General features: G+C 59.1%; 6 protein-coding genes. 3 read left to right on the top strand and 3 right to left on the bottom strand.

The window, feature by feature from the left end; all coding sequences use genetic code 11:
- The first annotated feature begins 177 nt into the window (after positions 1 to 177).
- Positions 178 to 3,930: a hypothetical protein gene (locus G518_RS40700; RefSeq protein WP_028603879.1), complete on the top strand. Its 3,753-nt coding sequence runs from the start codon at positions 178 to 180 to the stop codon at positions 3,928 to 3,930.
- 38 nt (positions 3,931 to 3,968) lie between these two features.
- On the opposite strand, the gene G518_RS38645 is transcribed toward G518_RS40700, so the two are convergent.
- The 3 genes from G518_RS38645 to G518_RS35895 all read right to left on the bottom strand — a co-directional run bounded on the left by G518_RS38645 (position 3,969) and on the right by G518_RS35895 (position 8,329).
- Positions 3,969 to 5,162: an HNH endonuclease gene (locus G518_RS38645; protein WP_028603878.1), complete on the bottom strand. Its 1,194-nt coding sequence runs from the start codon at positions 5,160 to 5,162 to the stop codon at positions 3,969 to 3,971.
- A gap of 28 nt (positions 5,163 to 5,190) precedes the next feature.
- Positions 5,191 to 7,440, bottom strand: a complete 2,250-nt coding sequence (locus tag G518_RS0118900; protein WP_028603877.1) for a P-loop NTPase family protein — start codon at positions 7,438 to 7,440, stop codon at positions 5,191 to 5,193.
- Positions 7,441 to 7,648: 208 nt separating this feature from the next.
- Positions 7,649 to 8,329 (bottom strand): Wadjet anti-phage system protein JetD domain-containing protein, encoded by a 681-nt coding sequence (locus tag G518_RS35895; protein WP_051237026.1) that lies wholly within the window; start codon positions 8,327 to 8,329, stop codon positions 7,649 to 7,651.
- 989 nt (positions 8,330 to 9,318) lie between these two features.
- Between G518_RS35895 and G518_RS0118890 the strand changes: the two genes are divergently transcribed.
- Positions 9,319 to 10,881, top strand: a complete 1,563-nt coding sequence (locus G518_RS0118890) for a class I SAM-dependent DNA methyltransferase (RefSeq protein WP_028603876.1) — start codon at positions 9,319 to 9,321, stop codon at positions 10,879 to 10,881.
- Positions 10,871 to 12,100: a restriction endonuclease subunit S gene (locus G518_RS0118885; protein ID WP_028603875.1), complete on the top strand. Its 1,230-nt coding sequence runs from the start codon at positions 10,871 to 10,873 to the stop codon at positions 12,098 to 12,100. The genes G518_RS0118890 and G518_RS0118885 overlap by 11 nt, the downstream gene beginning before the upstream one ends.
- Positions 12,101 to 12,242: the final 142 nt, after the last annotated feature.

Below are 12,242 nucleotides of genomic sequence, written 5' to 3'. Positions count from 1 at the left end.
GTTGTGTTGCCTAAACTCAACCATCAGTGCGCGCACCCTTCATGCTCTCAATCGGCAGCGAGCTCTCCTTCTGGTCGGTCGCAGGGCGCCACAACGTCGTAGCGGATCGCTGCACCGAGTGCCTCTAGCTCAACACGCTGCCCTGCCAACAAAAAGAAACCGTAGGAGGCTGTCCAGATGAAGTGGATTTCTGCACTCGACCTTGAACAGTGGGCTGACACCATTCCAGCCCGGGTCGAATTCCCGGGGCTAGTGGGTGACCTTATCCGTGCCTCGTTGACCAGCATCTCCAGCTTCCGGTTCCCGCGCGGCGACAAGGGTCAGATACGCGGGTTTGACGGGGTACTTGACGCCGACAGCGACTCCGTATATGTCCCGGACGGCGCGTCGGTGTGGGAGTTCGGCGTCACTGAAGCCAGTGCCGCGAAGGCGACCAAAGACTACGAGAAGAGGACGAAGGAGGTCGACCTAGCCACGCGCATGGACACCACGTTTGTGTTCGTGACTCCTCGGACCTGGGACAACCCCAGCGTCAAGCTGACGGACTGGATCAAGGAGAAGTGCGACCTCAAGGAGTGGAAGGACGTCCAGTACATCGACGGCTCCATCCTTGAAGACTGGCTTGCGGACTGTCCCGCGGTTGCGGCTCGCTTCGCCAAGAACGACCTTAAGAAGCTTCCCATCGCCGGGTTGCGCAGCACCGACGAGTTCTGGGATGAGTTCTCCACGCGGTTCGAGCCGCAATTGGTCGAGAAGGTCCTGCTTGCCGGCCGCGAGGCTCAGGCCAAGATCCTGGTGCAGCAACTGAACGATGGTGTCAGCAGACTCCTCTACGCCGCCGACTCGCCAGACGAAGTGGTTGCGTTTGCCGTAGCCGCCATTCGCAGCGCGGACCCGACGGTACGGTCGTACCTCGAGTCGAAAGCGCTGGTCATCGACTCCGAAGAGGCGGCCCGCCAGCTTGCAGGCCGTAAAGGTCTTGTATTCCTCCCGCGCAGCCAGGGACGCAGCTTGGCTGGACTGCTTGCTCAGCATGGCCCGACCGTCGTGAGTGCTGGGGCCGATGAGAAGCGATCCAATCATGTGTTGCTCAATCGGCCACAGTCGTCCGATTTGGCCGACGCATTCGTCGCCATGGGCTTCGAGCAGAGCGTGGGCTATGACCTGGCGCGGCGATGCGGCCGTAGTCTGGCCGTCCTGGCGCGGCTACTGCCCAGTGGCACGGCCGCCAAGCCGGAGTGGCTCGAAAGTGGTGAAATGCTTATGCCTGCTTTGCTCGCTGGCGCGTGGCACGCATCAACCAAGCCCGACACCGATGTGCTGTGCGCCTTGGCACCGGCCGACGAGTACGAGAGCCTTGAACGCCCCCTACGCAAGTTAGCAAGACTTCAGGACCCGCCGGTGGATCGTGCCGGTGACGTATGGTCGATGCGCGCGTCCGTCGATGCTTTTGTTCATCTTGCCCATCTGCTTGGCCCGAAGCATCTGGAACGGTTCGCGGCTGCAGCAACCGCCGTCTTCTCTAAGGTGAGTGACCCGCCGAAGGCACATGAAGTATTCAAGCCGGCTTCCGAACGCGAGGAGTCCCACAGCAGTTGGCTAAGGGACGGCCTTATGACGACCTTGCTGCATATGGCCGTGCTGCATGAGCAGGCTGATTTCACAGTCACCGGCAGCACACCAGCCGTTTTCGTCAATGGCATTGTGCGCGGGCTTCCGGGCCTATCCCAAGACTATCGGCTACTGGCATCGCTGCAGGACCAGTTGGCTTTCCTGGCGGAGGCTGCCCCCGTCCCTTTCCTTGAAGCCCTCGAGCAACTGCTCGAGGGCGACGCCTCGGGCATCAAACCTATCTTCGAAGAGTTCGATGGACTGGTCAATTCGCGCGCGTACCACTACGGTGTACTGTGGGCGCTCGAGGTCGTTGCGTGGGACCCGAGCCTCCTCCTCCGGGCATCAATGTGTCTGGCTCGGCTTGCTGCTATTGACCCTGGTGGCTCAGACAGCAATCGACCCATCAACAGTCTGCGGGCCATATTCCTGTCGTGGTCGCCAAACACCTCGGCGAATGCGGCGCAGCGAACCGGGGTTCTCACGTACCTGGTAGAGGCCGTCCCCGAAGTTGCGTGGGAGTTAGTCACAAAGCTGCTTCCCACGGCGCATGACTCATCCAGCGCAACACAGAAGCCAAAGTTTCGGGAGTATGGCGGCGGCGAGCTGGAAGTCCTGACCTACGGGCTGGTTTGGGAAAGCCAAACCGCCGTCATCAGGCTAGCGCTGGCCCGGGTCGATCACGATCCGCACCGGTGGGGCACGATCATCGACGCCCTGCATCACTTCCCGGAACCAGCCTTCCATGAGGTCGCTGAGGCTCTGCGCCTGGAGATGGAGGCGTCGCGCGAGAGCAGATTCCAGATATGGGATCAGTTGCGCAAAGAAGTGAACCGGCATAAGACCTTCGCGTCTACAGACTGGGCGCTTCGGGACAAGCCGCTGGCCCAACTCTCGGCCCTTGTGGCGGCACATGAGCCCAAGGACCCTGTGCTGCGTGCCTCCTGGCTGTTTGACGACTGGATGCCGGACGTGCCCGGCCAGGATGACACCGCCGACGACCCGACCGATGGGATTGATGCGGCACGCGCTTCTGCTATTGCGAACGTGTATGCGTCTGCTGGCATCACGGGTCTGGTCGAGCTCGCGGGGAAAGTGAAGCTACCCCAGCACGTCGCGTACGCGCTAAAGTCTCTGCAGTTACTCCAAGAAGAGTTGTTGAAGCTGCTGCACTTGGCGCTGCAAGCCGGGGAAGCGCTCGACTCGTTTGGCACGGTTGTTCTGTCCGAATGCGTGCATCGCTTCGGTGTTGAAGGGGAGGCTGGCGTCCGCATAGGGCTGCTTGCGCTTCATCTTGGACCGGTTCGCAACGCTAGACTGCTGATGAGCCTTCCGGAAAGTGCTCACACTTGGTCCTACATTCGCACATTCGGCGAAGAGATTGAGGATGCGTATTGGCGGACCAAGCATTCGTTCTTCGTCGAAGGTCCTACTGAAGAGCTGCTACAAGCCATTGAAAACTACGCGAGCCGAGGCCGCTTTCTGGCCTCGTTGGATACCGCTAGCCGTCGACTCAAGGACATCCCGACGAAGCTACTAATGGAGTTGCTTAGCGATGCAATACCGGAAATCAACTCAAAGCATGGCTCAACCGGGACCGTGACTCGCTACATCATTGAGCGAGCGTTCGATGAGCTTAGGACGCGTGGTGACGTGCCACCGGACGACATCGCGCAGCTCGAGTTCGCCTATCTCCCGGTCTTCCGGGCGCGCAAAAAGCCGCTCGTGCTTCATCGCATGATGGTCGAGAAAGCCAGTTTCTTCGTCGAAGTTGTGTCTGCCGTTTTCAAGCCTGAACATGGCGACGCCCAACCACCAGAGGAAGGTGCTACGCGGCAAGCAGTCGCCGCCTATGAGCTTCTTGAAGGAATTCGAACGCTGCCTGGCCAAACTGCAAATGAAATTGACGAGGTGACGCTGCTCGAGTGGTGCTTCGAGGTGCGTGATCTCAGCAAGAAAGCAGACCGTTTGACTATGGCTGAACAGCGCATTGGCCACTTGTTTGCCCGTGCCCCAGCGAGCACTACTGACGGTGTTTGGCCCAATGAAGCCGTGAGGCGTGCGATTGAAAAGCTTGCGTCGGACGCCTTGGAAAGAGGTGTAGCAGTGGCCCGCGTGAACATGCGTGGCATCTATTCCAAGTCCATCGGAGAAGGTGGCGCGCAAGAGAGAGACCTCGCAGCCGAATCACTCAGGTGGGCAGAGGCCATGCCGACGGCCCCCCGAACAGCGGCAATGCTCAGGCGGATTTCGGAAAACTGGACGAAATACGCCGAGCGAGCCGATGTGGAGGCCAACGAGGATGCTCTGCGCTGGTGACGCTCTTGAGTCGATCCGTATCGAGCCGGTAGATAGGATCATGGCGTCTTCTGGTTGCCTGGATGGAGCGTGGTCGCAACATGAACGCCTTCGAAGACGCCGTAGTGTTCGCGAACGGCCGGGCTCAGCCGCACAAGCATGTCCTCTGCGAACGAGAGCAGCCCCGTGTCGTACAGGGCATGAAGGTCTCGGCGCAGCAGGATGCCGTCGGACGCCGCGTTGTGCCCGTCTCGCCAATTGCGCCCCTCAAGGTGAGCAGCTTCTAGCGCCTCGAGGATACTGCAGCCGCTGACGATGCAACGCCCTCCACAGGCCAGGAAAACCGCCTTGCGGAACGCACCCTGCTGGGTACGCACTTCTACCTGCTCAAAGCGTTTTGCCCGCTCTTCCAGCGAATCGGGATCGGCGACGGGCGGAGCGGATGCCGGCTCTGCGATGTCCTCCGTTCGGCCCTTGGGCAGGGCCCAGTACGAGTACAACCTGCGACGCTCGGCCTGGTCATCGACGATCCCGAACTCCTCCGCGAACCCGTCGGAACAACGATGAGTCTCCTTGTCAACGATCAGCGCAGTCAGGATGGGCTCGCCGTTGTCGGCCGACTGATGGCCAAGCTTGCCCATCGCCGTTCGGAGCACAAAGAAGATGAGCCCGAAGCGGTCCATGACCTCGGCATAGGTGACGTAGCTCTCCCGGCGCGCCACCTCGATCAGCCAGTCGCGCATCGCCGGCAGTTTCGCCTTGTAGCTGTCCGTCGACATGCCCGTCGCGAACACATCCACCGGAAAGGGGCCTTCCGCCGGCGCAGTGACATGCTGAGCCTGGTGGGTAGCGAGGTCATCAGCTGGCACCATACCTCCGAGGACAGCCACGATGGCACCGTCAGCTCGAGCTTCTAGTTGGTCGATCACGAAGACTTTGTCGTCGCGGTATTCCTTGATTTCCCGCTTGGCCACATCCGTGGCCTTGGCCGTTGCAATGACGCTGTAGCCGGCGACACCGCCCGCCCACAAAGTGCGCAGATGCCGGATGCGTTCGTCCAAGCCGTAGGACTCGCGCTCCTGATAGCCGACAGGTTCGCGCAGCACCACAACGCGCTTGCCCTGCGACGAGAACTCGTCCGCCCAGGTTCGTAGCAGGATCGTGTTCTCGTTCTGCGCGCCCCAGGACCAGCGGGCATTCCTCAAGGGGAGCTTGAGGTTCAGAAAAAACTGGGTAATCGGTTTGGTCGCCATGGTGCCCCCCGCGAATGGCTGGGTATTCTCAGGACTGCTCTGCTTTCACCTCTGCCTCGAACTCGGCCAGGGCGTGCTGCACAGCGGCCTCCATCTCGTTCATGAACTCAAGGACCAACTTGTCCCCACGGGCGTCAGGAATGGGCACTTGACGCTGGTAGATGCCTTCGATACGGATGCGGCGTGTCACGGTACTGCCCGCGCCGCGCGGCGCCCAAGCTTCTTGCCAGGCGGGCTGCGGCTGCTCGCGCAGACGCTTGCGTGCAAGGTCGGGCAACTGGCGCGTCACCGCGGTCTTCAGCCGTTCGATGGCGTCCCGCTTTTGTTCTGGGGTCGGATCGCCCGACCACGCGATGGGGCTCTCGAGGAATCGCGACACGGCAGCCTCCAGCGTTGTTCGCAAGTTGGCCGTCGGCCGCAGCTCGAAGTTCTCCCCCCAGTTCTCGGCGTAGCGCCGACTGAGCGCCTTGATGGTCTGCCAGGACCGCGGTTTGTGGTCGGAATTGGTGGCGATGCCCAGAATGCCTTGCCATTGGCGTCGGAAGTCCTGGGCGGCCTCTTGTACCGCCATGAGGAGGAACGCGTGGTTGTACTCAGGAACAGACACCGGCTTGATGACAGGCGGCTGCTCTGCCATCAGATGGTCCAGAAGTCGATTGAGCTCGGGCTCCGCGCCTTTGGCCTCTGCACGGTCGATGCGACCAACGTAGTAGGTCTGCTGCTGCAGGCGGTCCAGCAGAAAGCGAGCGGACTCTGGGGTCATCGACTTCGCGAGCTGGTTGTCCACCACGTTGCGCAGTCCGGAGAAGACCTGGTCATGGAGGCGCTGACCTTTCAGCCCAGATGCGGATGCCATGTCCATATGCGTAAACACCATGGCGAGCTTGCGCGTCAGGCCAGAGTTCGCGACGCTCTCAAGGGCCTTGCCTGCAGCGTAGTTTGTCAGGCCATTCTTGGCACTGTCGACCAGAAGGATGACGTCAACCTCATGCAGCAGCGTTGCGGTCTGCTCCGGCAGATCGGCGGTCGAGTTGGCCTTGTGGCCAAGTCCTTCTGTGTCTATCAACACCAAGCGAGGCTCAACGGTGGCCCAGTCGGCCTTGAACGGGCCTTGCACGCGCATGCCGTTGACCAGTGGCGTCAGCAGCCTCCCCCAGGAGCGGTCGCTGATGCCCGAGAAGAAGCGTAGGCCAGCCAGGAAGTCAGTGCGCCCGTTTAGCTTGGCCGTGCTCAACCAGGCCCGCGGCCAGCCGGTTGTTGTTTTGTCAAACTTGCCAGCCGCGGTGACACCGTCGAACTTGCTGCGAAGTTCGTCGAGGATGGCTGAAACCAGTTCGAGGAAGTCTTCTCCAGTGTCTGCCTGTTCCTCGATGAGGTCGAGCGCTGCGGCTCGGTCCGCCGGGATCATTTCGGCGAGCGGTCCCAAGTCCGCTTCGACGTTTGCGCGGCACTTGGCGGCAATCGCAAGCAACCGATCGATGTAGCCGCGAACGGTTGCGGCATTGCGTTGCCTCTCATCGGCGCCTACGGATAGCGCCTCTTCGCCGTCAGGTGGCGTGTCGTCTTCAGGCGAATCTGCATACGGATCGTCTTCCAGGGCATCCACCTCCAGATCGCCCAGCATGTATTTGAGGCGGAACCGCATGTCGCTCTTCTCAAGGAAGGTGCGTGCGACAAGGGCAATGTCGCCGTCGACGGCATCCACGATGGCCGCCGACACACATTCTTCGACTTCGAAGCGGGTTTCATGCTCCGACATGAACGTCACCACGGCTTGGTAGGGACCGGGGTGGAGCACCAGTTCTGTCGGGAACGTTGTGGTCCGGTTCATAGAGGTCGACGGGAAGGCTTCGCGTTTGGGGTGCGCTCCAATCAGCTGCCTCACCAGGGTTGTCTTGCCCGCACCTGGAACGCCGAGCATGGCCACCTTGGCGTACCCGTCCTCGCGCTTCGGGAATGGCAGCAGCTTGTCGCGCAACGGACGGGCGTCGGAGGTTCGAGGCTCAATTTCGCTGTAGAAGATTTCCACCACAGCGGGGTCAAAGAGCTTTTCTGCCTCGCCCCGTGCACCCAGCGACCAGAGAGCCTCGGTGGCAAGGAGTTGGTTCAATTGCCCGACCAGGAGCTGGGCGCGATCACCTTCACTGGTTCCAAGTCCCTTGCGGGTCTTTTTGCCCGGCTTGTCAGCCGCATCCAGGCGTAGAGGGTGCCGAAACTCCACCAGCCACGCCTGCCGACCAGGGTTCTGTTTTGCTGTTGCGACGTAAGACTGAGCCATACTGACACTCCGATGTTCCAAGGTGTGGCAAATATAGCAGATGCGCCGTCTGCCTCAGAAATTTTGGAACATCCAGGAACATCGTTTTTAATGCGGCCGCGCTCGCCTCCCATCGCTCAGATTGGGTCGAAAAGCTCATGCCGGCAGTTCATATGATGCTTGGTGCCGCACCCCCTCGTGTCCTTGCACGGGCACAAGGTAAGGGCCATCAGAAGCGCTGTAGCTGTTCGATGCCCAGCGCCTCTTGCGGAAGCCAAAGACCGGCTGACCAGAGCGATTCCAATTCGACGGCCATCGTTGCACCCAGCCACTTTGGTGCCAAGTCTGGGACGAAAGAGCGGCATTCCGATTTCTCTCGATGGACGTCGTTGCTCAGCAGCCATCGGTAAAGCGGAAGCGCTGCAGTGACCTCTGTGAACCCGGGCTCGACCGTGCGATTGAAGTCCAGCGGAATCGAGACGCCCTTGGGGTCCAGGTCACCAAAGTATTCGGCCCCAAAGGCCTGCGTCTCACGTATCGCTTGGTCGAGTGCGCGCCCCGTGAGGCGAAAGTTCTGCCCGCCGCCGTAAATGACAGCAGCGTATTGCCGCACCGTTTGGTTCCACTCGCCGAAGCTCCAGTAGGTGTTGTGGTTCTCGACCACCAGAACGGGACGCCCTGGCGCATCAGCGACCCGGTAGGGCAAAGGCTGCGGCACGCGAAAGCAGCCGATTCTCTCCAGAGGCAGCCGCCCCGAGAACAGCGTGTCTCCGGTACACATCGCGTCCAGCCGCTTCTCGTCGCCGTAGATTTCGAGAGAGCGCTCCTTGATGGGCACCCGTATGAAAGTACCGCGCCGACGCAGAAGGAAATGCCCTCGTGAGCGCAGCACGAACCAGTGAACCCGCATAGATGGCACCCAATACTTGACGCATTCAATGCCTATGAGAAGGCTGGCTACGCTAACGGCAAACGAACAACTTATGTCTCGCGTATCAGCCTAGGCCACTCCGCGTTGAAGTCGGCAGCTAGCCTACTCGGTATAGGGCCTTTGGGCATATCGGGGTGGACTGCGATCTAACTGTTCAGACCCGTGGCAGCGCGCGCCACAGAGGCGGAGTAGTCGAGGATACCGATGCTGCCCAACGTGAGCGCCGTACCCCTCTCAGACCTCTTTGATAGCAACTACCGCTTCAGTCTGAGTTAAATCGAGCACGCGCATCTTGCCACCGGCCTCGGCAACCTACTGTATTCGTCGATAGTGAGATGTACAGAATTCGGCTGAAAGCTCCGACCCCTGCAGGTTGGGAATTTCATCAACACTTGCGCATACCTTGCGGTTCGATCGAATCAACAGTCGCCTAGACCCCCTACTCAAAGATGAACGACATGGCGAAGTGGCAATGCTCGTACTCAGAGTAGAGAATTCCAATTGACGAACGCCCTGGTTGCTGCGAGTTCCGAAACGAAACCGGAAGCCCTTTCGCTTCGACTAGGGCGCGTTCCAAGCTCTGCGCTACGGAAGTAGATTTACCATGCTTGTCGCGAATTAGGGGCAATTCCCAGCCGGGTCAACACCGTAGAGTTATTCGGGAGCAATGGGCCTCAGTCAGACTGTTGAGGTCGGATAGAGATGGCCGTGAGGACATTTAGGCGCCTGGACCGATAGCTGGCTTGAACCTGGAGCGATCAATTCATCATAGTGACCGTGGACAGAACGACGAAACCAAGCGCAAGCACCCAAGTACGTCGACTGGTCGCACCTTATAAGGCCAGGATCTAGGCACTGCGCACTCGTAGTGTCGAGGCGTTGCTTTATTGTGCGGGAATCTGGTGAAGAGAGTCGCTAGCACGCTATGCTTCTGTCGTGCGCGCTAACGGTAGCAAGAAAACTCTCTCATGCTCGACGACATCAAAAAAACACTCTGGGCCACCGCCGACAAACTGCGCGCCAACATGGACGCTGCGGAATACAAGCACCTCGTGCTCGGCCTCATCTTCCTTAAGTACATCAGCGACACCTTTGCAGCCCGCCGTGCCGAAGTCGCCACCCGCTTGAGCGACCCTGACGACGAGTATTACTACGGTGATGCCAGCCCTGAAGACCTAAATGCAGAACTGGACGACCGCGACTACTACACCTCGGCCAATGTGTTCTGGGTGTCCGAAGGCGCCCGCTGGGAGACCCTGCGCAACGTGGCCAAGCGGCCGGACATTGGCAAACAGATTGATGACGCGCTAACCCTGATTGAGGGCGAGAACCCCAAGCTCAAAGGCATTCTTGACAAACGCTTTGCCCGTGCGCAATTGCCCGACGGCAAGTTGGGAGAACTGGTGGATTTGGTCTCCACCATCGGGTTTGGTGACAACCCCAGCATTGCCCGCGACGTGCTGGGCCAAGTGTACGAATACTTCTTAGGCATGTTTGCCAATGCCGAAGGCAAGCGCGGTGGGCAGTTCTACACGCCGGCCAGCATCGTCAAAACACTGGTCGCCGTACTGGCCCCGCACCACGGACAAGTCTACGACCCTTGCTGCGGCTCGGGTGGCATGTTCGTGCAGTCAGAGCGCTTCATCGAAGCCCACGGCGGCAAACTGGGCGATGTGTCCATTTACGGGCAAGAGGCCAACCCCACCACCTGGCGCCTGGCGGCTATGAACCTGGCGATTCGTGGCATCGACTTCAACCTGGGCAAAGAACCCGGCGACACCTTTACCCGCAACCAGCACAAAGATCTTCGCGCCGACTTCATTCTGGCCAACCCGCCTTTCAACATCAGCGACTGGTGGCACGGCAGTCTGGAGGGAGACCCGCGCTGGATATATGGTGATCCACCGCAGGGTAACGCCAACTACGCCTGGCTACAGCACATGTTGCACCACCTTAAGCCTAATGGGCGTGCAGGTATTGTGCTGGCCAACGGCTCCATGAGCTCCAGTCAGAACAACGAAGGTGTCATCCGCGCGGCCATGGTCGATGCCGATGTGGTCGAGGTGATGATTGCCCTACCGGGGCAGTTGTTCTTCAACACTCAGATTCCCGCCTGCCTGTGGTTCTTGGCCAAGCAGAAGAAGCGCAAGGGGGAGGTGTTATTTATTGACGCCCGCAAGCAAGCCAAGATGATTTCACGGGTGCAGGGCGAGCTAGATGAGGGTGCGATTGCACGCATCGCTGAAACCGTGGCTGCCTGGCGCGGCGAGGTCGAATCTGGCGCTACCGTCACCGAATACCAAGATGTAGCGGGTTTCTGCCGTAGCGTGTCCCTCGCAGAGATTGCGCAGCACGGCCATGTGCTCACCCCTGGGCGGTACGTGGGTGCTGAAGATGTGGAAGACGACGACGAAGCCTTTGCGGACAAGATGCAGAAGTTGACTGGAAAGCTGAGCGAACAGATGACTAAGGGTGCTGAATTGGACGAGCTGATTCGTTTGAAGTTGGGGGGATTGGGATATGAGTTCTAAGTGGTCAACCGGAAAACTTGGTAGTTTCGTTGAGCTGAAACGGGGCTACGATCTTCCGCAAGCCAAGCGCCAAAGCGGCTCAGTGCCACTGGTTTCATCCTCTGGAGTCAGTGACCAGCATGACGTCGCTATGGTTAAGGGCCCCGGCGTAGTAACTGGCCGATACGGAACAATCGGCCAAGTGTTCTATATCGAAGAGGATTTTTGGCCTTTAAACACGACACTCTACGTTCGAAATTTCAAGGGGAATGAACCCAAGTTCATTCACTACTTCCTTAAGACGTTAGATTTCTTGGCCTATTCCGACAAGGCTGCGGTCCCTGGTGTGAACCGCAACCACCTGCACGAGGCGTTGGTTACGGTCCCTTCGCATGCTGCACAAAAGGAAATTGCTAATTTTCTCGGCGTACTTGATGACCGCATCACCCTCCTGCGCGAAACCAATGCCACGCTCGAAGCCATTGCCCAGACGCTGTTCAAGTCTTGGTTTGTCGATTTCGACCCCGTGCGCGCCAAGATGGAAGGCCGCGCCCCTGAAGGCATGGATGAGGCCACGGCGGCGTTGTTTCCGGATGGGTTTGAAGAGTCGGAGTTGGGGGTTGTGCCGAGGGGATGGCGAGTCATACCTGTTGGTGATGTTGCCGAAGCTGTCGGTGGCGCAACACCTGATACGAAAAATCCACTCTTTTGGGAGCCTGGCATCCATTGCTGGACGACACCCAAAGATCTTTCAGGCATCGCAGCTCCGCTCTTGCTCGACACAGAGCGAAAGCTTAGTGCTCAGGGCCTTGCCAAAATAGGCTCTGGCTTACTGCCCGTTGGATCGTTACTGATGTCATCGCGAGCCCCCATTGGTTATCTAGCGTTGGCTCAAGTACCGTTAGCCATCAATCAGGGCTATATCGCTTTGCTCCCTGGCGGATTGTTGCCGCCTCTTTACATGTATTTCTGGTGCGCTCAAAACATGGAAGGAATCAAGGCTCGGGCAAACGGTTCGACTTTCATGGAAATTAGCAAAAAGGCTTTTCGCCCTATGCCGGCCCTGATTCCCCCGGCTCAAGTGATTCAGGCATTTGTTGATGCAGCCGGGACATTGTTTCAGCGATTGGTCGAAAACGAAAGGCAAGCCCAAACCCTTATATCTCTCCGGGACTCGTTACTTCCCCGGCTGATTTCCGGACAGCTGCTTCTGCCCGAGGCAGACGCCCTGGTTGCCTAAGTCTGAACCACCACTACTAGCTCGCCAAGACCATGTCTAGTCACAGACTTGGGGCGAGCGGGGAGAGTTGAATAGGTTTAAACACCACGTGTTTTTATACATATCGCGGCTAACATGTATAGAAATCCTAAATTTCTGTACA

Origin of the sequence: Ottowia thiooxydans DSM 14619 (assembly GCF_000422885.1) — a bacterium.
GTDB lineage: Bacteria > Pseudomonadota > Gammaproteobacteria > Burkholderiales > Burkholderiaceae_C > Ottowia > Ottowia thiooxydans.
Note: the sequence above shows the minus strand (reverse complement) of the source record. Positions and strands in the feature narration are given on the sequence as shown.

Coding starts and splice junctions, on each gene's coding strand:
- G518_RS40700 (WP_028603879.1), top strand. CDS start 178: ATGAAGTGGATTTCTGCACTCGACCTTGAACAGTGGGCTGACACCATT.
- G518_RS38645 (WP_028603878.1), bottom strand. CDS start 5,162: ATGGCGACCAAACCGATTACCCAGTTTTTTCTGAACCTCAAGCTCCCC.
- G518_RS0118900 (WP_028603877.1), bottom strand. CDS start 7,440: ATGGCTCAGTCTTACGTCGCAACAGCAAAACAGAACCCTGGTCGGCAG.
- G518_RS35895 (WP_051237026.1), bottom strand. CDS start 8,329: ATGCGGGTTCACTGGTTCGTGCTGCGCTCACGAGGGCATTTCCTTCTG.
- G518_RS0118890 (WP_028603876.1), top strand. CDS start 9,319: ATGCTCGACGACATCAAAAAAACACTCTGGGCCACCGCCGACAAACTG.
- G518_RS0118885 (WP_028603875.1), top strand. CDS start 10,871: ATGAGTTCTAAGTGGTCAACCGGAAAACTTGGTAGTTTCGTTGAGCTG.